The following is a 21,773-nucleotide window of genomic DNA, read 5'->3' on the forward strand; positions in this document are numbered from 1 at the left end:
TGGATTGTGTCTAATGTGTTGCCCCGGTTCCCGCCGGGACGCGCTGCCGTGCCGGTGCCCAGCAGCGGATGATGTCGCGCACCGAGACGATACCGGCGGGCTCGCCGTGCTCCAGCACGATGAGGTGCCGGAAGCCGCCGTGGGCCATCGCCTGCGCGGCCTCCTCCAAGGTCCAGGTCGGGGTGGCGAAGACGACGTCGGTGGTGGTGTGGGCGTGGGCGCACTCGGTGTCCGGACTCTGGCCGAGCCCCACGGAGTTCAGGATGTCGCGCTCGGTCAGAATGCCGGTGCCGGTGCCGTCGGGGTCGAGGACCACGGCCGCGCCCACCCGGCGGGCGGACATCAGGGCGGCGGCCTGGCGGAGTGTGTGGGCGGGGCCGATGGTGAGGACCACCGTGCTCATGGCGTCGCGGACGAGCATGGGTTCGCAGTCACCTCCTGGAACCAATGAGTTCGTTCATTGGTTCACAAGTTCACAAATGAGGGTCCTCTCAGAGTCGCAGGTAAAGCCGGGGTCAACAAGAGGGCGTGCGTGGTCGATTGAGGGCGCACGCGCTCATCTGTGTCGGCTAGTAGCGCTCGTTGAGATAGCCCAGGAACTCGTCGTGGAGCAGCCCGTTGGAGGCGGCGGCGTTGCCGTTGTGCGGGCCCGGACGGCCGTCGAGGCCGGTGAAGGTGCCGCCGGCCTCCGTGACGACGATCGCGTTCGCGGCCATGTCCCACAGGGACAGCTCCGGTTCCGCGCAGAGGTCGATCGAGCCCTCGGCGACCATCATGTACGGCCAGAAGTCGCCGTACGCGCGCGTGCGCCACACCTCGCGGGTCAGGTCCAGGAAACCGCCCAGGCGGCCCTGGTCCTCCCAGCCGGTGAGGGAGGAGTACGCGAAGGAGGCGTCGGAGAGCTTGCCGACCTTGGAGACGTGCAGGCGGGAGGCGGAGGTCAGGCTGCGGCCGCTGAAGGCGCCGTGGCCCTTGGCGGCCCACCACCGGCGGCCGAGCGCGGGCGCGGAGACCACGCCGACGACGGGCTGGTAGCCGCCCTCCGCCGCCTCCATCAGGGAGATCAGGGTGGCCCAGACGGGAACCCCCCGGACGTAGTTCTTGGTGCCGTCGATCGGGTCGATGACCCAGCGGCGCGGGCCGGTGCCCTCGACGCCGTACTCCTCGCCGAGGACGGCGTCGCGGGGGCGGGCCCGCTTGAGGTGGCCGCGGATGAGCTCTTCCGCCGCCTTGTCCGCCTCACTGACCGGGGTCATGTCCGGCTTTGTCTCGACCTTGAGGTCCAGTGCCTTGAAGCGGTCCATGGTCGTCGCGTCGGCCGCGTCCGCGAGGACGTGGGCGAGGCGGAGGTCGTCGAGGTAGTCCGGCATGCTGGGAACGGTATCCGCCGACGTCGGTGCGGTGCCACAGGGGCCGGAGTGTGGACGCCTGACGGAGTGCCGCGGGAGACGGTGCGGCGTCCGCGGGTGCGGGCGTGGCCGCCGGTCGCGCCGACCGGAACGCGCCCCCTCGATGCCCTCGCGAACCCTTGACAGTGCCCCCGCACGCGTCAAATCTGGGCGCAGAGCTGCTTGCTCCCTGGGAGGCGATGATGCCTGCTGCGCGGGAATCGCTGCTGGACGCCGCTTACTCGGCGCTGGCGCGCCGGCCGTGGTCCGCCGTGAGGATGGTGGATGTCGCGGCGGCGGCCGGAGTGTCCCGGCAGACGCTGTACAACGAGTTCGGGAGCAAGGAAGGGCTGGCCCGCGCGCTGGTGAGACGGGAGGCCGACGGCTATCTCGGCGGGGTCGACCGGGCGCTCACCGCACACGGCGACGCCCGGGAGCGGCTGACCGCGGCCGCCGAGTGGACCACCGTCTCCGCCCGGGAGAACGCGCTGGTACGGGCGATGCTCACCGGATGCTGGAGCGAGCGGCTGCCCTCGCCGACGCTCTCGGCCGTGCCGTCCTCCTCCGCGGTGCCGGCACAGCGCCGGGCCGACGGACCGCTGCCCTCGCCCGGCGACTTCGTGGCACTGGTGCGCGACCGTGCCGTCTCCGCCCTGGCCGGACCCGGCGTCCACCGGGCGGACGTCCCCGACCTCGTCCGCTCCTGCGAGCTCGCGGTCCGGCTCGCCCTGTCCTGCGTGGCGGCCCCGCCGGGCGAGGGCGGGGTGGCGGACCTGGTGCGGAGCGCGCTCCAGCGGCAGTACGCGTGACGCGTGCTAGTGGGACGAGCCCGACAGCTGGAGTCCGATCACCCCGATGATCACCAGGCTGATCGAGACGATCTTCAGCGTCGACACCAGGTCGTCGAGGAAGATCATTCCGTAGATCGCGGTGCCCGCCGCGCCGATGCCGGTCCACACCGCGTAGGCGGGGCCGACGTCCAGCTTCTTCAGGGACAGGGTCAGCAGGCCGAAGCTGCCGAGCGCGAAGATGCAGAACGCGATCGTGGGCCACAGCCGGGTGAAACCGTGGGAGAGCTTCAGACACACGGCGAAACCGGTCTCCAGCAACCCGGCCACCACCACCAGCAGCCACGCCATGTGCTGTCCTCCCGTATGTCCGGCTCGGTGCGAGTATGCACTTACCGAACTCGCGTACACCCAAACACCGGGGAGGTCAGTCCCCCTCGGTCCGTTCCCTCGTCGCCAGCAGCCGCCGCAGGGAGTACAGACGGGCCGGGTCGGCGTGGCCCTCGGCCACCCACTCGTCCAGCGCGCAGTCCGGCTCGTCATGACTGCACGCGCGCGGGCAGTTCTCGGTTCCCGGTTCCAGGTCCGGGAAGGCGTGGATCACCCGGGACGGATCCACGTGGTGCAGCCCGAAGGACCGTACGCCCGGGGTGTCGATCACCCAGCCGTCGTCGCCCGCCAGCGGAAGCGCCAGCGCCGAGGTCGTGGTGTGCCGGCCGCGGCCGGTCACCGCGTTCACATGGCCGGTCAGGCGCCTGCGGTCCTCCGGGACCAGCGCGTTGACCAGGGTCGTCTTGCCGACGCCCGAGTGGCCGACGAACGCCGTGATCTTGCCGGCGAGCTGCTCGCGCACCCGCTCCGCCGCGTCGCCGTTCTCCAGTTCCTCGCGGCTGGTGACGACGTACGGGATGTCCAGGTCGCCGTAGAGCTCCAGGAGCTTGTCCGGCGGGGCCAGGTCCGACTTGGTCATCACCAGGAGCGGGGTGAGGCCGCCGTCGAAGGCGGCCACCAGGCAGCGGTCGATGAGCCGGGGACGGGGTTCCGGGTCGGCGAGGGCCGTGACGACGGCGAGCTGGTCGGCGTTGGCGACGACCACCCGCTCGTAGGGATCGTCGTCGTCGGCGGTACGGCGCAGGACCGATGTGCGTTCCTCGATGCGGACGATCCGCGCGAGGGTGTCCTTCTGGCCGGACAGGTCGCCGACCAGGGCCACCCGGTCGCCGACGATCGCCGCCTTGCGGCCCAGCTCGCGGGCCTTCATCGCCATGACGATCCGGTCGTCCACGAGAACGGTCAGGCGGCCCCGGTCGACCGTGAGGACCATGCCCCAGGAGGCGTCCTCGTGCTTGGGCCGGATGTGGGTGCGAGGCCGGTTGCCCTTGCGGTTCGGGCGGCTGCGGATGTCGTCCTCGTCGGTGTGCTTGCCGTAGCGGCGCATGGCGTGGGTCCCCTACGCCTTCTCGCTCCCGAGCATCCCGCTCCACATGTCCGGGAAGTCCGGCAGGGTCTTGGCCGTCGTCGCGACGTTCTCGATCCGGACACCCTCGACCGCCAGGCCGATGATCGCGCCGGCCGTGGCCATGCGGTGGTCCTCGTAGGTGTGGAAGACCCCGCCGTGCAGCGGGCGCGGGCGGATGTGCAGGCCGTCGGCGGTCTCGGTCACGTCACCGCCGAGTTCGTTGATCTCCTTGGTGAGCGCGGCCAGCCGGTCCGTCTCGTGCAGGCGCAGATGGGCCACCCCGCGCAGGGTGGAGGGGGAGTCCGCGAGGGCCGCCACGGCCGCGATGCCGGGGGTCAGTTCGCCGACCTCGCCGAGGTCCACGTCGATGCCGTGGATCGCACCCGAACCGGTGAACACCAGGCCGTAATCGGCGAGTTCGCAGGAACCGCCCATCTCGGTGAAGATCTCGCGCAGCCGGTCACCCGGCTGGGTGGTGCGGGCCGGCCAGTCCGGGATCACGACCCGGCCGCCGGTCACCAGGGCGGCCGCCAGGAACGGCTGGGCGTTGGAGAGGTCGGGCTCGACCGTGAGGTCCCGGCCCAGCAGGGCGCCCGGCGTGACCCGCCAGACGTTCGGCTCGCCGCCCGACTCCGGGGTGTCGACCTGGGCGCCGACCGCGCGCAGCATGTCGACGGTCATGCGGATGTGCGGGAGGGACGGGAGCGAGGCGCCGACGTGCCGGACCTCGACGCCCTGGTTGAAGCGCGGGCCGGACAGCAGGAGCGCGCTCACGAACTGCGAGGACGAGGACGCGTCGATCTCGACCGGTCCCCCGTCCAGGGCACCCCCGCCGTGCACCGTGAGCGGCAGCGCGCCGCGGCCGTCGTCGTCGATCCGGGCGCCGAGGACGCGCAGGGCGTCGATCACGCCGTGCAGCGGGCGTTCGTAGGACCTCGGGTCGCCGTCGAAGCGGACGGGGCCGTCGGCGAGGGCGGCGACGGGGGGCAGGAAGCGCATCACGGTGCCGGCGTTGCCGACGTCCACGGTGGCCGGGCCGCGGAGGCCCGCCGGCAGGACGCGCCAGGTCTCACCGGTGCCGTCGGGGCCGACGCCTTCTTCGATGCCCACGCCCATCTCGCGCAGGGCCGCCGCCATGAGGAGGGTGTCCCGGGAGCGGAGGGGGCGGCGCAGCCAGCCGGGTTCGCTCGCGAGGGCGGCCAGGACGAGCGCGCGGTTGGTGACCGACTTTGACCCCGGCACGTGGACCGTTGCGTCGACGGCCCCGCTTGCTTGGGGGGCGGGCCAGGGGGTGTTGTCTGCGGGGTTCAAAGCCATGCGTTCACTTTAGTCGGGGGCCGCCTTTCGGGTGCCGCGCCATCGTGGCTGGTCGCGTAGTCCCCGCGCCCGTGACGCCTGCCCCTGCGGGGCGCGTCACACCTCCAGGAGCCACCGGCCTCCACCGATGAGTGAGCACAGCGACACCGCGTGGAACAGGAACAACCACAGTCCCGCGGGCACGTTCGTCAGGCGGGACAACTGGTCCGCGTCCGAGTCGCCCGCCCCGCCCCGCGCCCGCTTCGCCTGTAGCTCGAAAGCGGGACGCACTCCGCCCAGCAGCAGGAACCACACCACCGCGTACGCGAAGGCCGCCTGCACCTGGGGCCCGGCGAGCCAGGACACCACCACGAAGGTGCCGCCGGTGAGCAGCACCGTCAGCGCCCCGTACGCGTTGCGGATCATCACCAGCATCGCCACCAGCAGGGCCGTCGCCGCCCACAGCAGCAGGGTGATGCGGCCGGCGGCCAGCAGGGCGGCACCGCCGAGGCCGAGCAGCGGGGGAGCGGTGTAACCGGCCGCGGCGGTGAGGATCATGCCGATGCCGGTCGGCTTGCCCCGGCTGACCGTGAGGCCGCTGGTGTCGGAGTGCAGCCGTATGCCGGTGAGCTGACGTCCGGTCAGCAGGGCGACCAGACCGTGGCCGCCCTCGTGGGCGATGGTGACGGCGTTGCGCGACAGGCGCCACAGCGGATGCGGGACCACGATGGCCAGCGCCGCCACCAGGGTGGCCAGCACCACCCACAGGTCGGGGTCGGGCTGGAGGCCGGTGACCTCGTCCCAGAGAGAGGTCGCTGTGCTGGTGTCCATGTTTCCCGGTGGCTCCCTCTCGTCGTACGGAGTCTGGCAGTGTGGCACGTATGTGCGGACGGTATGCAGCCAGTCGTGGGCCCGAGGATCTCGCAGGAATCTTTGAGATCGAGAAGTGGGAACCCGAGGAGACCCTGGAGCCCGACTACAACGTGGCCCCGACCAAGGAGGTCTATGCCGTCCTCGACCGTCCCCTGAAGGACGTCGAGGACCCGCGGCCGGTTCGGCAGCTGCGGAAGCTCAAGTGGGGCCTGGTCCCGAGCTGGTCGAAGACACCCGAGGGCGCGGCCCGGATGATCAACGCCCGCGCGGAGACCGTGCACGAGAAGCCCTCGTACAAGAGGGCCTTCGCCACCCGCCGCTGCATCATCCCGGCCGACGGCTACTACGAGTGGGTCACCGCCGCCGGCGAGCGGGAGCTGGAGGCCGAGGGGAAGAAGAAGCGGCCACGCAAGCAGCCCTACTTCGTGCTGCCCGCCGACGGCTCGGTGTTCGCGATGGCCGGGCTGTACGAGTTCTGGCGGGACAAGACCCTGCCCGACGACCACCCGCAGGCCTGGTGGACCACCTGCTCGGTGATCACCACCGAGGCCGAGACCGGCCCGCTCGCCGTCTCCCCTGCCGACGGCCCGCGCTCCCTGGCCGACATCCACCCCCGGATGCCGCTGATGCTGACCCCGGACCGCTGGGACACCTGGCTCGACCCGTCCCGCACCGACCTCGACGACCTGCGCTCCCTGCTCGCGCCGCCGCCCGAGGGGCTGATGCGGGCCTACCCGGTGAGCACGGCCGTCAGCAACGTCCGCAACAACGGGCCGGAGCTGCTGAAGGAGCTCGACGGCCCCGAAGAGGGCACACTCTTCTGACGTGACCAAAGAGACCTCCGAGATCATCGGCACCGAGGCCGGGGACGCCCGCATCACCTGGCACCCGGCGAAGAGGGCACGGCTCGTGCTGGCCGTCAGCCACGGCGCCGGCGGCGGGATCGAGGCGCGGGACCTCCAGGCACTCGCCGGGGCCCTCCCCGGTCACGGGGTGAGCGTGGCGCTGGTCGAGCAGCCCTGGCGGGTGGCCGGCAAGAAGCTCGCGCCGGCCCCGAAGACCCTGGACGCGGGATGGCGGGGACTGTGGCCCGCCCTCGCCCGCCCCGGCCTGCCGGTGATCTCCGGCGGGCGCAGCGCGGGCGCCCGGGTCGCCTGCCGTACCGCCGTGGAGCTGGGCGCCGCAGCGGTCCTCGCCCTGAGCTTCCCGCTGCACCCGCCGGGCAGGCCGGAGAAGTCGCGCGCCGGGGAACTGCTCGGATCCGGGGTGCCCACCCTGGTCGTCCAGGGCGGCAACGACCCCTTCGGGAAGCCGGAGGAGTTCCCGCACGGTCCCTTCGAACTGGTCGAGGTGCCCCACGGCGATCACGGCTTCGCCGTGCCGAAACGGGCGGCGATCACCCAGGACGAGGCCGTGACGGTCATCACGGACGCGGTCGTGAAGTGGACCGGGTCACTGGGGTGAAACCCCGGGAATGCTGAGCCGCGAACCTCTGTTGAGGCGGACAGAAGCGCTGAGGAACAGCGCAGACCGTCGTAGGAGAGGAAGTCCGCCGCATGGGTTCGACCTTCTGCCCGAGCCGCAGCAGCCGCGCTGACCTGGACTGGACGGTGCTGCATGCGGCCAAGACCACCCCGATTCGAGGGGCGGCCGGGACGGGTAGTCGTCTATCCTCCAATTCCGGTGGCACCGGTTTCGTTGCTGCCCGGAATCTTGAGGAGGTGGGTCCGGTCACTGGGATCGACGCAGGGACCGACAACGGCCAGGCGGAGCTGCCCGAGGGCCAGGGCGCGAGCACGGAGTCGACCGCGGAGCGCACCGCGCGCTTCGAGCGGGACGCGCTCGAATTCCTCGACCAGATGTACTCGGCCGCCCTGCGCATGACGCGCAACCCGGCCGACGCCGAAGACCTGGTGCAGGAGACGTACGCGAAGGCGTACGCGTCCTTCCACCAGTTCCGTGAGGGGACCAACCTCAAGGCGTGGCTGTACCGGATCCTCACCAACACGTTCATCAACTCGTACCGCAAGAAGCAGCGCGAACCCCAGCGCTCCGCGGCCGAGGAGATCGAGGACTGGCAGCTCGCGCGAGCCGAGTCGCACATGTCGACCGGGCTGCGCTCCGCCGAGTCGCAGGCGCTCGACCACCTGCCCGACTCGGACGTGAAGGAAGCGCTGCAGGCGATCCCCGAGGAATTCCGTATCGCCGTCTACCTCGCTGACGTAGAGGGCTTTGCGTACAAGGAGATCGCGGACATCATGGGGACACCCATCGGTACGGTGATGTCCCGCCTGCACCGCGGCCGCCGTCAACTGCGCGGCATGTTGGAGGACTACGCGCGCGAGCGCGGGCTCGTCCCGGCCGGTGCCGGGGAGTCGAACGAAGCGAAAGGCTCGGGCTCATGAGCTGCGGAGAGCCGCACGAGACGGACTGCAGTGAGGTACTCGATCATCTCTACGAGTTCCTCGACAGCGAGATGCCGGACGTCGATCGCGCCAAGTTCAAGCAGCACTTCAACGAGTGCTCGCCGTGCCTGGAGAAGTACGGTCTCGAAGAGGCCGTGAAGAAGCTCGTCAAGCGGTGCTGCGGTCACGACGACGTGCCCACGGACCTGCGCGCCAAGGTCCTGGGGCGGCTCGACCTGATCCGCTCGGGACAGGCCGTGCCGGAGCACGACGTGACGGCCTCGCCGGCGACTCCGCAGGAGTCCTGAGCCGCCGTCGTTCACTCGAACGTGCTAATCGGCAGGTGATCACCCCGCGCCGCCTCCCCTCACCGCCCTAGGCTCCTGGCAGCTGTGCGGACTGGGGCTGGAGGGGCGACATGGAGGCGGTACCGGCACGCGCGCGTGCGTACGTCGCCTGTGTCGCCGCAGCCGCACTGCTCTGTCTGCTGCCGCTGCCGGCCGTCCGCCCCCACGCGTGGGCGCTCGCGCTGCTCGCCGCGCTGTACGCGGGCTGCGAGCGGGCCACCGCCCGGTGGCGGTTCACCGGCACCTTCTGTCCCGTCCTGCTCGCCGGCGCCTTTCTGCTGCCGCCCCCGGCAGCCGCCCTCGTGGCCCTGCCGGGGGCGCTGCTGTCCCCGGTCGAGCGGAGGCCGCGGGGACTGCGCCGGATCTGGCGGGCCGCACAGCTCGTGGTGAGCGTGTGGGCGGCCGCGCGGGTGCACGGGGCGACCGGCGGCCGGGACGCGGTCGAGGCCTCCGACTTCCCGTACGCGCTCCTCCCGGCGGGGATCGCTGTGCTCGTCTTCTGCCTGGTGCTGAGCACGCTGGACGGGGGGATCCTGGCGCTCGCCGACCGGATCCCCGTACGGCGGGCCTGGCGCGGGCTGTTCCTCCGCTCCCTCGCCCCCGTCGCCGTGCACGGACTGGCCGGGCTGATGATGGCCGTGCTGTGGCGCAGCCCCTACGGTCCGGTCGCCGCCCTGCTCGTGCTGCTGCCGATGTGCGTGTCCTGGTGGGTGTTCGCCCAGTACCACCGGGAGCGGGCCGCCCACCAGGCCACCATCCGGGCACTGGTGCAGGCCGTCGACATCAAGGACGAGTACACGCGCGGGCACAGCGAGCGCGTCGGACAGGCGTCGATGATGATCGCGCGGGAGCTCGGCATGGACGACGCCCGTACCGAGGTGCTGCGGTTCGCGGGGATCCTGCACGACGTGGGCAAGCTCGGGGTGCCGACCCGGCTGCTCAGGAAGGACGGGCCGCTGACCCCCGAGGAGCGGCGGATCATCGAGCTGCATCCCGAGTACGGGCACGAGATGGTCCGGGGCATCTCCTTCCTCGGCGAGGCCCGGGCCGCCGTCCTGCACCATCACGAGCGGCTGGACGGCAGCGGGTACCCGTACGGACTGGTGGGCGGTCAGATCCCGGAATCGGCACGGGTGGTGGCCGTGGCCGACGCCTTCGACGCGATGACCTCCACCCGCTCCTACCGGCGGGCCCGGCCCGTAGGCGCCGCGCTCGAGGAGCTGGAGCGGTGCGCCGGCAGCCAGTTCGACCCCCGCATGGTGACGGCCCTGGTCCGCGCGCTGGCCCGGCACGGCTGGCATCCGGCGGTCACGGCCGACGAACCGGACGGGGCCGGTGTGCCGCGTCCCCGGCCGGCCGTCCCGGGACGGCCGGGAGCGCGCCGGTGAGCGCGCCCGGGTCGCCCCGCCGGCCTCCGCCGCTGCTCGCCCCCGTCCACGGCTGCGCCGCCCTCCTCGCCCTCGGCTCCCTCGGCTTCGTCCTGTGGACCGGTCTCGAGGAGCGCGGCACCGCCCTCGCCTTCGGAGTGCTGATCACCGTCGGTGAGCTCAACCGGCGCAGCGGCCCCCACGTCAGGGAGGCCGCGCCGCTCGGTGCCGCCGGGGCGCTGTCGTACGCCCTGCTCGGCGAGAACGCCGGCGTTCCCACGCACCACGGCGTCGCCCAGGTCGTCACCGTCGTCCTCGCCGCCTCCCTCGTCGGCAGCGTGCCGCACGTCGGGCGCGGGCAGGGCCCCACCGCCGACCAGCTCTGCCGCCGCGTGCTCACCGTCGGGTTCGCCGCCGTGTGCTTCCAGCCCCTGTACAACCAGGGGACGTTCACCCGGTGGAGCGGCCCCGCCTACGCCCTGCTCCTGCTCGCCCTGCTCTCGCTGACCGCGCTGTGCGACGCCGTGCTCGCGGCCGCCCTGGCGCACTCCCGCACCCGCTGGCCCTTCGGCCCGCTGCTCCGGGACGAGCTGCGGGCCCTGCTCGGCATCGGGTCCGCCGTCGTCGCCACCGGGGCCGTCATGGCGCTCGCGGTCGCCGTCGCGGGCCTGTGGGCGCTGCCCGTCTTCTCGGTGCCGCTGCTGCTCACCCAGCTCTCCGTCCGCCGGTACGCCGCCGTCCGCTCCACCTACCGGCAGACCATCGCCTCCCTGGCCCGCGCCACCGAGATCGCCGGGTACACACCGGCCGGGCACGCCCGCAGGGTCGCCGCGCTCAGCCGGGAGGTGGGGCGCGACCTGGGGTTGTCCCGGCCCGAGCTCACCGTCCTGGAGTACGCCGCCCTCATGCACGACATCGGTCAGCTCAGCCTCGTCGACCCGGTCCCCGCGGGCGCCACCGCCGCCCTGCCGCTCGCCGAGCAGCGCCGCATCGCGCTCCTCGGCGGGGCCGTCGTACGGCAGACGGGCGTCGACGCGGCCGTTGCCGTGGTCGTGGAGCGGCAGGCCGACCCCTGCCGGGAGCAGCCGCTGGCCGCCCGGATCGTGCGGGCCGTGAACGCCTACGAGGAGAAGGCACGGGACGCCGGACCCGGCGGGCCGCTGACCGCGCTCGAGGAGCTGCGCCTGGGCACCGCGGGGGACTACGCTCCGGAGGTCGTGGAGGCGCTGGCCCGGGTGCTGTCGAGAGACTGTCTGACCTCGCCCGCGACGGGGTAACCCATGGGTAATGAGCGCCCTTCCAAGCACACGTGGTTGGATGCGGGAGAGAGGGTGTCCGGGGGCACAGCCAGCCCACTCGACGGAACCGGCAGGCGGGAATCGTGAGGATCTTCGGCAAGGGACGGCACCGGCCCTCCGCCTCCTGGCGGCAGGCCACGGACCGCGCGTTCACGCTGATCGGCGACGGTCGGTACGAGGACGCGGGCGCGCTGCTGACACGTGCCGCGGACCTGGAGCCGTGGCTGTCCGAGTCCTGGTTCAACCTCGCCCTGCTGCACAAGTTCCGGCACGACTGGGAGCAGGCGCGGGCCGCGGGACTGCGTGCCGTGGCACTGCTCGACCGGGAGGCCGGGGCCCCCGACTGGTGGAACGTCGGCATCGCCGCGACCGCGCTCCAGGACTGGCCGCTGGCCCGGCGGGCCTGGCAGGCCTACGGGCTGCGGGTGGCGGGGGGCGCCACGGCTTCCGGTGAACCGCTCGGGATGGACCTCGGCAGCGCGGCCGTACGGCTGTCTCCCGAGGGCGAGGCCGAGGTGGTCTGGGGGCGGCGGCTGGACCCCGCCCGCATCGAGGTGCTGTCCATCCCGCTGCCGTCCTCGGGGCGGCGCTGGGGCGAGGTCGTGCTGCACGACGGGGTGCCGCACGGAGAGCGGACGACCGCGTCGGGCCACGCCTACCCCGTCTTCGACGAGATCGAGCTGTGGGCGCCCTCGCCGGTGCCGACGTGGGTGGTGCTGCTGGAGGCCGCCACCGAGGCCGACCGGGACGCGCTGGAGCAGCTGGCCGCCGACGCCGGGTTCGCGGCGGAGGACTGGTCCTCCTCGGTGCGGCTGCTGTGCCGGATGTGTTCCGAGTCGCGGATGCCGTCCGACGAGGGCGACGGGGAGCATCTCGACCCGCACGATCACAGTGAGCCGGGGCACCCCGGGCCGCTGGGGCACCGTACGGACGGGCAGCTGTGGGTGCCGGAGCGGGAGTGCGGGGTGGCCGCGCCGGCTTCGCTGGTTCGGGGGTTGTTGGACGGGTGGGTTGCGGACAGTCCGGATTCTCGTGATTGGCGGGACTTGGAAGAGGTCTGCTAGGTCGTTGGCCGGGTGCGGGCCCGGTGGGGGCTTGGCGCGCAGTTCCCCGCGCCCCCAAAAGCAAAAAGCAAGCTCCCCGTACCCTGTATGCGCAGCTACCCCCTGTTCTTGTTTTGAGGAAGGCGATCCGTAGGTCATGGCCCAGCAGGACACCGATCAGCAGCACGCGGGTGTGCTCCCCGTCGACGACGAGGGGTTCGTCATCGACACCGAGGAGACCGAGGAGCGGGAGAACGCCTGGCGTGAGCGCGGCACCTCGCGGCCCATCACCGTCGTCGGGAACCCCGTGCTGCACAAGGAGTGCAAGGACGTCACCGAGTTCGGTGAGGAGCTCGACCAGCTGGTCGCGGACATGTTCGCCAGCCAGCGCACCGCCGAGGGCGTCGGCCTCGCCGCCAACCAGATCGGCGTCGACCTCAAGGTCTTCGTGTACGACTGCCAGGACGACGAGGGCCGGCGGCACGTGGGTGTCGTCTGCAACCCGAAGCTCGTGGACCTGCCCGCCGACCGGCGCCGGCTCGACGACAGCAACGAGGGCTGCCTGTCCGTGCCCACCGCGTACGCCCCGCTCGCCCGCCCCGACTACGCCGAGGTCACCGGGCAGGACGAGAAGGGCAACCCGATCAAGGTCCGCGGCACCGGCTACTTCGCCCGGTGTCTGCAGCACGAGACCGACCACCTCTACGGCTACCTCTACATCGACCGGCTCTCCAAGCGCGAACGCAAGGACGCGCTGCGGCAGATGGCCGAGAACGAGCCCCGTTACCCCGTGGTCGCCAACGACTGACGTCCCTCGGTCCCCGCCCGCACGGCGCCTGTTCAGGAACCACTCCCCGAACAGGCGCCGTTCGCATGTGCGTCGCACGTTCGATCGGATGCGCTCACATAGTGATCCGGTTCAGGTCACACATGGGGAGAATCGCGACATCGCAGGGTAGTGAATGAAGCAAATCCGTTCCCAGAATGGTCAGTTGTGGTGCTGAATGGGAAGTGCGGGGATACGCAACGGCGCACGCCAGGTTCGGCGGCAAGGGCGTGCGCCAACTGGCGGCTGGAAGGGGTTTGTTCGTGCCTGCTTTCCCACACAGCACCACATCGACGCCGACGGCGATCGCGGTTCCACCGTCGCTCTCTCTCCCGGTGATCGAGGCAGCGTTTCCCAGGCAACTGCACCCGTATTGGCCCAGGCTCCAGGAGAAGACCCGTACCTGGCTTCTGGAAAAGCGGCTCATGCCGGCGGCCAAGGTTGCGGAATATGCCGACGGACTGTGCTACACGGACCTCATGGCGGGGTACTACCTCGGCGCACCCGACGAGGTCCTCCAGGCGATAGCGGACTACAGCGCGTGGTTCTTCGTCTGGGACGACCGGCACGACCGGGACATCGTCCACCACCGTCCGGGCGCGTGGCGGCGGCTGAGGTTCCGGTTGCACGCGGCGCTGGACTCCCCGCGGGAGCATCTGCACCACGAGGATCCGCTGGTCGCCGCGTTCGCCGACTGCATGGTGCGGCTGTACTCGTTCCTGCCGCAGACCTGGAACACCCGGTTCGCCGGGCACTTCCACGACGTGATCGAAGCCTACGACCGGGAATTCCGCAATCGCACCCGGGGAACCATTCCCACGGTCGAGGAATACCTGGCACTGCGCCGACTCACCTTCGCGCACTGGATCTGGACGGACCTCCTGGAGCTCAGCGCGGGGTGTGAACTCCCGGACAGGATAAGGAAAAACCCGGCGTACGGGCGGGCGGCCCTGCTGAGCCAGGAATTCGCCGCCTGGTACAACGACCTCTGTTCGCTGCCCAAGGAAATCGCGGGCGATGAGGTCCACAATCTCGGCATCAGTCTCATCAAACACCAGGGGCTGACCCTCGAAGAGGCGATCCGGGAAATGCGAAGGCTCATCGAGAAATGCGTGGACGCATTCCTCGTGGCCGAGTCCGACGCTTACCGTCTCGCCGACGGCCTCGACGACGGCACCGTGCGCGGAAAGGAACTTAAGGCCGCCGTCCGGGCCTGTGTCCGCAATATGCGCAACTGGTTCAGCACCGTCTACTGGTTCCACCACGAGTCCGGCCGTTACATGGTCGACAGCTGGGACGACCGGTCCACGCCCCCGTACGTCAACAACGAAGCGGCAGGTGAGAAATGACCGTCGAATCCGTGAAAACCGAAGCCGCGGTGGCTCCCGGGTCGGGTGAGCCGCCGCTCGCCGGCGGGGGCGTCCCCCTCCTCGGCCACGGCCTGCGTCTGGCCCGTGATCCGCTCAGCTTCCTGTCCGGGCTGCGGCGGCACGGCGATGTCGTCCGCCTCCGGCTCGGCCCCAAGACGGTGTACGCGCCCACCACCCCGGAACTGACCGGAGCCGTGGCCCTCAACCCCGACTTCATCATCGCCGGGCCGCTGTGGGAGTCCCTGGAGGGGCTGGTCGGCAAGGAGGGCGTGGCCACCGCGAACGGCCCGCAGCACCGGCGTCAACGGCGCACCATCCAGCCAGCGTTCCGGCTCGACGCGATACCCGCGTACGGGCCGGTGATGGAGGAGGAGGCGCAGGCGCTGGCCGAGCGCTGGCAGCCCGGCGAGACGGTCGACGCCACCCTGGAGTCCTTCCGGGTGGCCGTGCGCATCGCGGCGCGCTGCCTGCTGCGCGGCGACTACATGGACGAGCGTGCCGAGCGGCTGTGCGTCGCGCTCACGACCGTCTTCCGGGGGATGTACCGGCGGATGGTGATACCCGCGGGGCCGCTGTACAAGCTGCCGCTGCCGGCCAACCTCGCATTCAACCGCGCGTTGGCCGATCTGCATCTCGTGGTCGACGAGATCGTCGCCGAACGACGGGCATCCGGTCAAAAGCCGGACGATTTGCTGACGGCATTGCTGGCGGCGAAGGACGCGAATGGCGACCCCATCGGGGAACAGGAGATCCACGACCAGGTCGTCGCGATACTCACCCCGGGCGGCGAAACCGTCGCGTCCACGATCATGTGGCTGCTTCAGGTGCTCGCCGAACATCCGGAACACGCGGACAAGGTGTGCGCGGAAGTCGAATCGGTCACCGGTGGCCGTCCTGTGGCATTCGAGGACGTACGGTCACTCAGGTACACGAACTATGTGGTGGTCGAGACCATGCGTTTGTGGCCCGCGGTATGGATATTGACGCGACGGGCGGTACGGGACACCGAACTCGGTGGCTATCGCATTCCGGCCGGATCCGACATCGTCTACAGTCCGTACGCCATCCAGCGCGATGCGAAGTCCTTCGACGACAGCGCGGTGTTCGACCCGCTGCGCTGGAGTCCCGAGCGGGCCAAGTCGGTTCCGAAACACGCCATGAGCCCGTTCAGCACCGGCAACCGGAAGTGCCCGAGCGACCACTTCTCGATGGCCCAGCTGACGCTGCTCACGGCGGCGCTGGCCCGGAAGTACCGCTTCGAGCAGGTGGCCGGCTCCGACGACACCCCCCGGCCGGGCATCACCCTGCGGCCGAACCGGCTCCTGGTGAGGCCCATGCTCCGGTGACGGGTCAGGCGGCCGCCTCCGGGCCCTGGAAAGTGCGCCGGTAGGCGTTCGGAGTGGTGCCGACCGCCCGCAGGAACTGGTGGCGCAGCGCGGCCGCGGTGCCGAACCCCGTTCGGCCCGCGATCGCGTCCACCGTCTCGTCCGTCGCCTCCAGCAGCCGCTGGGCCAGCAGGACGCGCTGGCGCAGGATCCAGCGGTAGGGGGTCGTCCCCGTCTCCTGCTGGAAGCGGCGGGCGAAGGTCCGCGGGGACATCAGCGCGCGCTCGGCGAGCTGCTCGACGGTGACGTCCTCGTCGAGGTGCCGCTCCATCCACACCAGCACCTCGCCCACGGTGTCGCACTTCGACGCGGGCAGCGGCCGCTCGATGTACTGGGCCTGTCCGCCGTCCCGGTGCGGGGGTACGACCATCCGGCGGGCGATCTTGTTGGCGACCTCGGGGCCCTGCTCCTTGCGCACGATGTGCAGACAGGCGTCGATGCCGGCGGCGGTGCCCGCGGAGGTGATCACCGGGTCCGCGTCGACGTAGAGGACGTCCGGCTCGACGGTCAGCCGGGGATACGCCCGGGTCAGCTCGTCCACGTGCTTCCAGTGCACGGCCGAGCGGCGGCCGTCGAGCAGTCCGGCGGCGGCCAGCACGAAGACGCCGGAGCAGACGCTGAGCACCCGGGCGCCGCGCTCGACCCCGCGCCGCAGGGCCGCCAGCAGCTCGGGCGGGAACTCCCGTGTCTCGTAGTGGGCACCGGCCGGAACCGCGATCAGGTCGGCCGACTCCAGCCGCTCCAGACCGTGCTCGACGTGCAGGGAGAAGCCCGAGCGCGAGGTGAGGGTGGGCCCCTCGGCCGAGGCGACCGCGAAGTCGTACACGGGCAGCCCGTCGTCGCTGCGGTCGGTCCCGAACACCTCGCAGACGACACCGAGTTCGAAGGGGTTCACGCCGTCCAGGACGACGGCGGCCACGTTCGTCAGCATGCTGCCAGTGTGCCCCAAGGCTGGCAGTAAATCGAGGGTGTGCGGCAGTCCTGCCACTGTTTGTAAGGAGTCTGCGGCGCGACAGTAGTGACATGACTTCAGCGCAGACAGAAGGACTGATCGCCATGCTGACTGTTTTCGCCATCTTCGTCCTCCTGATCCTCCCGTCGGTGATCGGAATCGTCCACGACAAGCGCGTCGACCGACAGATCAGGAAGGCGCGCGAGTACCGGACCGCCCACGGGGTCACCCGGACGGTCTAGTCTCTCCTGATCAACAGGGGAGGAACATGAGACACAGACTGTGGGCCGTGGCAGGCGGGGCGGCAGCCCTGGCCCTGCTCACGGCCACCGGGGCCCATGCCGAGGGCGAGGGCGACATCAGGGTCACCAAGACCGTGGTCAACAAGGGCGGCAACGTCATCATCGGTACGGCGAAGACCGTCAGGTACCCGATCGCGATCACCGTCAAGGACGACTCGGGCGTCAAGAAGATCACCGATCTCAGCACGTTCAACAGGTCCAACGGCTACGGCTTCATCACCTGGGACGGCGACTCGTCCTGTGTACGGAGGAGCGCGACCACCTCTGTGTGTACGGGCACGATGACGGTCGACCCCGGCTGGATCGCCGACAGCGACGACATCGACAGCAACAAGGTCGCCGGTGTCTGGCAGGTCAACGCCACCGTCAAGGCGAACGACGGCGACTACTGGATCTCGGACCACATCGCCGAGTACAAGGTCAAGCGGGCCGCACAGCTCACCACGGACGCGGCCCCCGAACCCGTCGCCAAGGGTGACCGGCTCACCGTCAAGGGCAAGCTCTCCCGGGCCAACTGGGAGGACCTGAAGTACCACGGCTACCCGGGCCAGTCGGTCAGGCTTCAGTTCCGCGCGACCGGTGCCGCCCACTACAGCACGGTCAAGACCGTGACGACGGACAACGTGGGCCGGCTCAGCACCAAGGTGACCGCCACGGCGGCGGGCAGCTGGCGCTGGTACTTCCCCGGCACCACGACGACCTCGCTGAAGGTGTCCGCCGGGGACGCGGTCGCACTCAGGTGACCTCCACGGTGACCCACCACTCCTGAATGCCCTTGCAGGAGACCTTGCCGGTCTCGGTGGCGCACAGGGGGCGGGAGGAACTCAGGCGTACCGTGCCCGCCGAGACCGCCTTGTACGCGGCGCTCGCGTCACCGGGCAGCAGCACGATGCCGCTGTTGGTCGCCTCGAGGCCGCTGCCCTTGACGCCGACCGGCTGCCACGGACGGTCCTTGGTCCCGTCCAGGGAGATCCGGACCGTGTCACCGACAGCCAGGCACACGGTGTCGCCGCTGTCGGTGGCGTCGAGGTCGCCCGTGACCGTCGTGCACGAGGACGACGGGGACGCGGACGCGGAGGGGGGCGGCGACGGCGACGCGGAGTCGCTGCCGCCGCCCCCTTCGCTGCCGGCCTCGGTCCCGCACCCCGCGAGCAGCAGGGTCAGTGCCGCGAGGGCGAGGGCGGTGCGGTGGGTCGTAGGGCGCATGGGGGTGGCCTCCTCGCTGATGAGACGTGCCACCCGCGTACCCGGATCCACCCGCTTGTGAAGCGAACCCGTCAGAAGTCCTCGTCCAGGTCGACCGTGCCCTCCACGGCGACCTGGTACGCGGACGGCCGCCGCTCGAAGAAGTTCGTCAGTTCCTGGACGCCCTGGAGCTCCATGAAGGAGAAGGGGTTCTCGGAGCCGTACACCGGGGCGAACCCGAGGCGCGTCAGGCGCTGGTCGGCGACGCATTCCAGGTACTGCCGCATCGAGTCGGTGTTCATGCCCGGCGCAGACCGTCACCGCACAGGTCGCGGCCGAACTGCAGCTCCGCCTCCACCGCCTCCCGCATCATGTCCGTGACCTGCTGCTGGAGTTGGTCGTCGAAGAGCTCCGGCTCCTCCTTGCGGACGGTGTCGACCACGTCGAAGGCGAAGGACATGTGCATGGTCTCGTCGCGGAACACCCAGTTGGTGCCGGTGGCGAGGCCGTGCAGCAGGCCCCGGCTGCGGAACCAGTAGACGTAGGCGAAGGCGCCGTAGAAGAACAGGCCCTCGATGCACGCGGCGAAGCAGATGAGGTTGAGGAGGAAGCGGCGGCGGTCCGCCCGGGACTCCAGACGGTCCAGCTTCTCGACCTCGTTGATCCACTTGAAGCAGAACTCCGCCTTCTCGCGGATGGACGGGATGTTCTCGACCGCCGCGAAGGCCGCCGTCCGGTCCTCCGGGTCGGGGAGGTAGGTGTCGAGAAGCGTCAGGTAGAACTGGACGTGGACCGCTTCCTCGAAGAGCTGGCGGCTCAAGTACAGGCGCGCCTCCGGGGAGTTGATGTGCTTGTACAGGGTCAGCACCAGGTTGTTCGCCACGATCGAGTCGCCCGTCGCGAAGAACGCCACCAGGCGGCCGATCAGGTGCTGCTCCTCCGGCGTCAGCTTCGCCAGGTCGGCGACGTCCGAGTGGAGGTCGACCTCCTCGACGGTCCAGGTGTTCTTGATGGCGTCCCGGTAGCGCTCGTAGAAGTCCGGGTAGCGCATCGGCCGGAGCGTCAGCTCGAAGCCGGGGTCGAGCAGGTTCTGGGTGGTGGACATCACTGGCAGGCCTCGCAGGACTCGGGGTTCTCCAGGGAGCAGGCCACGGCTTCTTCCGAGGGCACCTGCTGTACGGGGACAGTCGCCTGGGCCGCGCGGGCGATCCTCGTCGCCGGGCGCGAGCGCAGGTAGTACGTCGTCTTCAGCCCGGACTTCCAGGCGTACGCGTACATCGAGGAGAGCTTGCCGATGGTCGGCGTCTCCAGGAAGAGGTTCAGGGACTGCGACTGGTCGAGGAACGGGGTCCGCGCCGCCGCCATGTCGATCAGAGAGCGCTGCGGGATCTCCCACGCCGTCCGGTACAGCGCCCGTACGTCCTCGGGGATCCATGCGAAGCCCTGCACCGAGCCGTTCGCTTCGCGCAGCGCCTCACGGGTGCGGGCGTCCCAGACGCCGAGAGCCTTGAGGTCGTTCACCAGGTAGGAGTTGACCTGGAGGAACTCCCCGGACAGCGTCTCGCGCTTGAACAGGTTGGAGACCTGCGGCTCGATGCACTCGTACACCCCGGCGATCGAGGCGATGGTGGCGGTGGGCGCGATGGCGAGCAGGAGGCTGTTGCGCAGGCCCGTGGTGGCCATCCGCTCGCGCAGCGCCGCCCAGCGCTCGGGCCAGGCGAGGTCGGTGGCGTAGTGGTCCGGGTGCAGCACGCCTTGCGCGGTACGGGTCTTCTCCCAGGCCGGCAGCGGGCCGTTGCGCTCGGCGAGGTCGGTGGAGGCCTCGTAGGCGGCGAGCATGATGCGCTCGGCGATCCGGGTGGAGAGCCGCTGGGCCTCGGGCGAGTCGAAGGGCAGCCGCAGCTTGAAGAAGACGTCCTGGAGGCCCATGGCGCCGAGACCGACCGGCCGCCACCTGGCGTTGGACCGGCCGGCCTGCTCGGTCGGGTAGAAGTTGATGTCCACGACCCGGTCGAGGAAGGTCACGGCGGTGCGGACGGTGGCGTCCAGCCGCTCCCAGTCGATGTCACCGGTCGTCGTGTCGACGAACGCCCCGAGGTTCACCGACCCCAGGTTGCAGACCGCCGTCTCCCCGTCGTCCGTGACCTCCAGGATCTCCGTGCAGAGGTTGGAGGAGTGGACCGTGTGCCCGGGCAGTGCCGTCTGGTTGGCCGTGCGGTTGGCGGCGTCCTTGAAGGTCATCCAGCCGTTGCCGGTCTGCGCGAGGGTGCGCATCATGCGGCCGTAGAGGTCACGGGCCGGAATGGTCTTCTTCGCGAGCCCCTTGTGTTCGGCCGCGCGGTAGGCCGCGTCGAACTCCTCGCCCCACAGGTCGACCAGCTCGGGCACGTCGGCGGGAGAGAAGAGGGACCACTGGGCGTCCGCGTTGACCCGGCGCATGAACTCGTCCGGGATCCAGTGCGCGAGGTTCAGGTTGTGCGTACGGCGGGCGTCCTCACCGGTGTTGTCCCTGAGCTCCAGGAACTCCTCGATGTCGGAGTGCCAGGTCTCCAGGTAGACGGCGGCGGCGCCCTTGCGCCGGCCGCCCTGGTTCACGGCGGCGACACTCGCGTCCAGCGTCTTCAGGAACGGGACGATGCCGTTGGAGTGCCCGTTGGTGCCGCGGATCAGCGAACCGCGGCTGCGGATGCGGGAGTACGCGATGCCGATGCCACCGGCGTGCTTGGAGAGCCGGGCGACCTGGTGGTAGCGGTCGTAGATGGAGTCGAGCTCGTCCTTCGGGGAGTCCAGGAGGTAGCAGGACGACATCTGGGGGTGCCGGGTACCGGAGTTGAACAGGGTGGGGGAGGAGGGGAGGTAGTCCAGGCGGCTCATGAGCCGGTAGAGCGCGGCGACCTCCTCCAGGGCGTGGACCGTGTCGTCCTCGGCGAGGCCGGCCGCCACCCGGAGCATGAAGTGCTGGGGCGTCTCGATGACCTTGCGGGTGATCGGGTGCCGCAGGAGGTAGCGGCTGTGCAGGGTGCGCAGGCCGAAGTAGCCGAAGCGGTCGTCGGCCCCGGTGTCCACCAGTGCGTCCAGCCGCTCGGCGTGGACCCGCACGAACTCGGCGGTCCGGTCGGCGACGAGGCCCTCGCGGTGGCCGACGGCGACCGAGCCGGTGAACGAGGTGACGCCCTGAGAGGCGGCCTCGGCCGCGATGGAGACGGTCAGCAGCCGGGCTGCCAGCCTGCTGTACGCGGGGTCCTCGGAGATGAGGCCGGCCGCCGCCTCGGTGGCCAGCTCGCGCAACTCCGCGATCATCTCCGCGGAGGTCCCGCGCGCCGAGCGGCCCCGCAGGGCGGCGGCGGCGACCCGGCCGGGGTCGGCGTCGGGGAGGTCGGCGGTCAGCTCGGTCAGGGTCCGCAGCAGGGCGGTTCCGGGACCGTCCTCGTCCACGGGGGTGGTCGCTGAAGCCGGATCGGCCGGCGCGATGGTCACGTGGGGCTCTCC

At 70.7% G+C, this 21,773-nt stretch carries 22 protein-coding genes and 1 pseudogene; 13 read left to right on the forward strand and 10 right to left on the reverse strand.

The features are described 5' to 3' along the window. Positions 1-10 precede the first annotated feature (10 nt). A complete protein-coding gene (locus tag M2163_RS31965) occupies positions 11-421 on the reverse strand; it encodes a CBS domain-containing protein (RefSeq protein WP_280895700.1) in 411 nt (136 codons plus the stop codon). 148 nt (positions 422-569) lie between these two features. Next, entirely contained in the window at positions 570-1,370 is an 801-nt protein-coding gene (gene hisN, locus M2163_RS31970) for a histidinol-phosphatase (protein ID WP_280895701.1), read from the reverse strand. A 218-nt stretch (positions 1,371-1,588) separates the two neighbouring features. Here hisN and M2163_RS31975 point away from each other — a divergent pair, with 218 nt between their 5' ends. Further along, complete coding sequence (locus M2163_RS31975; protein WP_280895702.1) at positions 1,589-2,197, forward strand: TetR/AcrR family transcriptional regulator; 609 nt, start codon at positions 1,589-1,591, stop codon at positions 2,195-2,197. A 6-nt stretch (positions 2,198-2,203) separates the two neighbouring features. Here M2163_RS31975 and M2163_RS31980 read toward each other — a convergent pair whose 3' ends face one another. The 4 genes from M2163_RS31980 to M2163_RS31995 form a co-directional block, all read right to left on the reverse strand. Further along, the gene (locus M2163_RS31980; protein WP_125189792.1) at positions 2,204-2,527 is read right to left on the reverse strand and encodes a multidrug efflux SMR transporter; all 324 of its coding nucleotides are present in this window, start codon (positions 2,525-2,527) and stop codon (positions 2,204-2,206) included. A 76-nt stretch (positions 2,528-2,603) separates the two neighbouring features. Continuing rightward, entirely contained in the window at positions 2,604-3,614 is a 1,011-nt protein-coding gene (rsgA, locus tag M2163_RS31985; protein WP_280849430.1) for a ribosome small subunit-dependent GTPase A, read from the reverse strand. Between the two features lie 12 nt (positions 3,615-3,626). Beyond that, positions 3,627-4,952 carry a 3-phosphoshikimate 1-carboxyvinyltransferase gene (aroA, locus tag M2163_RS31990; protein ID WP_280895703.1) on the reverse strand — a complete coding sequence of 442 codons (1,326 nt, stop codon included), beginning with the start codon at positions 4,950-4,952 and terminating at the stop codon, positions 3,627-3,629. Positions 4,953-5,048: 96 nt separating this feature from the next. Next, positions 5,049-5,762, reverse strand: a complete 714-nt coding sequence (locus M2163_RS31995) for a M50 family metallopeptidase (protein WP_280849428.1) — start codon at positions 5,760-5,762, stop codon at positions 5,049-5,051. 50 nt (positions 5,763-5,812) lie between these two features. Between M2163_RS31995 and M2163_RS32000 the strand changes: the two genes are divergently transcribed. The 10 genes from M2163_RS32000 to M2163_RS32045 all read left to right on the forward strand — a co-directional run bounded on the left by M2163_RS32000 (position 5,813) and on the right by M2163_RS32045 (position 15,806). Continuing rightward, positions 5,813-6,628: an SOS response-associated peptidase gene (locus tag M2163_RS32000; RefSeq protein WP_280895704.1), complete on the forward strand. Its 816-nt coding sequence runs from the start codon at positions 5,813-5,815 to the stop codon at positions 6,626-6,628. A gap of 1 nt (position 6,629) precedes the next feature. After that, entirely contained in the window at positions 6,630-7,268 is a 639-nt protein-coding gene (locus M2163_RS32005) for an alpha/beta family hydrolase (protein WP_280895705.1), read from the forward strand. 257 nt (positions 7,269-7,525) lie between these two features. After that, positions 7,526-8,209, forward strand: coding sequence for an RNA polymerase sigma factor SigR (sigR, locus tag M2163_RS32010; RefSeq protein WP_053847920.1), 684 nt, complete (start codon positions 7,526-7,528; stop codon positions 8,207-8,209). Continuing rightward, positions 8,206-8,517, forward strand: a complete 312-nt coding sequence (rsrA, locus tag M2163_RS32015; RefSeq protein ID WP_280849425.1) for a mycothiol system anti-sigma-R factor — start codon at positions 8,206-8,208, stop codon at positions 8,515-8,517. The genes sigR and rsrA overlap by 4 nt, the downstream gene beginning before the upstream one ends. A gap of 110 nt (positions 8,518-8,627) precedes the next feature. Then, positions 8,628-9,944, forward strand: a complete 1,317-nt coding sequence (locus M2163_RS32020) for an HD-GYP domain-containing protein (RefSeq protein WP_280895706.1) — start codon at positions 8,628-8,630, stop codon at positions 9,942-9,944. Then, positions 9,941-11,200, forward strand: a complete 1,260-nt coding sequence (locus M2163_RS32025) for an HD domain-containing protein (RefSeq protein WP_280849423.1) — start codon at positions 9,941-9,943, stop codon at positions 11,198-11,200. The genes M2163_RS32020 and M2163_RS32025 overlap by 4 nt, the downstream gene beginning before the upstream one ends. Before the next feature lie 104 nt (positions 11,201-11,304). Next, entirely contained in the window at positions 11,305-12,285 is a 981-nt protein-coding gene (locus M2163_RS32030; protein ID WP_280849422.1) for a hypothetical protein, read from the forward strand. 136 nt (positions 12,286-12,421) lie between these two features. Next, positions 12,422-13,072 carry a peptide deformylase gene (gene def, locus M2163_RS32035; RefSeq protein ID WP_280849421.1) on the forward strand — a complete coding sequence of 217 codons (651 nt, stop codon included), beginning with the start codon at positions 12,422-12,424 and terminating at the stop codon, positions 13,070-13,072. Positions 13,073-13,353: 281 nt separating this feature from the next. Beyond that, a complete protein-coding gene (gene cyc1, locus M2163_RS32040) occupies positions 13,354-14,439 on the forward strand; it encodes an epi-isozizaene synthase (protein WP_280897350.1) in 1,086 nt (361 codons plus the stop codon). Beyond that, entirely contained in the window at positions 14,436-15,806 is a 1,371-nt protein-coding gene (locus M2163_RS32045) for a cytochrome P450 (protein ID WP_280849419.1), read from the forward strand. Before cyc1 ends, M2163_RS32045 begins: the two co-directional genes overlap by 4 nt. A 4-nt stretch (positions 15,807-15,810) precedes the next feature. Here M2163_RS32045 and M2163_RS32050 read toward each other — a convergent pair whose 3' ends face one another. Further along, entirely contained in the window at positions 15,811-16,776 is a 966-nt protein-coding gene (locus tag M2163_RS32050; RefSeq protein WP_280849418.1) for a helix-turn-helix domain-containing protein, read from the reverse strand. A gap of 92 nt (positions 16,777-16,868) precedes the next feature. On the opposite strand from M2163_RS32050, the gene M2163_RS32055 reads away from it, so the two are divergent. Further along, entirely contained in the window at positions 16,869-17,039 is a 171-nt protein-coding gene (locus M2163_RS32055; protein ID WP_280849417.1) for a hypothetical protein, read from the forward strand. 26 nt (positions 17,040-17,065) lie between these two features. Next, on the forward strand, positions 17,066-17,842 hold the full coding sequence (locus M2163_RS32060; RefSeq protein WP_280895707.1) for a hypothetical protein: 777 nt from the start codon (positions 17,066-17,068) through the stop codon (positions 17,840-17,842). On the opposite strand, the gene M2163_RS32065 is transcribed toward M2163_RS32060, so the two are convergent. The 3 genes and pseudogenes from M2163_RS32065 to M2163_RS32075 form a co-directional block, all read right to left on the reverse strand. Then, positions 17,835-18,305 (reverse strand): hypothetical protein, encoded by a 471-nt coding sequence (locus M2163_RS32065; protein ID WP_280895708.1) that lies wholly within the window; start codon positions 18,303-18,305, stop codon positions 17,835-17,837. The two genes, M2163_RS32060 and M2163_RS32065, sit on opposite strands and share 8 nt — an antisense overlap. Before the next feature lie 71 nt (positions 18,306-18,376). Beyond that, a pseudogene (locus tag M2163_RS32070) lies at positions 18,377-19,392 on the reverse strand (ribonucleotide-diphosphate reductase subunit beta). Then, positions 19,389-21,761, reverse strand: a complete 2,373-nt coding sequence (locus M2163_RS32075) for a ribonucleoside-diphosphate reductase subunit alpha (protein WP_280849413.1) — start codon at positions 21,759-21,761, stop codon at positions 19,389-19,391. The pseudogene M2163_RS32070 and the gene M2163_RS32075 overlap by 4 nt, the downstream one beginning before the upstream one ends. Positions 21,762-21,773: the final 12 nt, after the last annotated feature.

This window comes from Streptomyces sp. SAI-135, from assembly GCF_029893805.1.
In the GTDB taxonomy this organism is placed as follows: Bacteria; Actinomycetota; Actinomycetes; order Streptomycetales; family Streptomycetaceae; genus Streptomyces.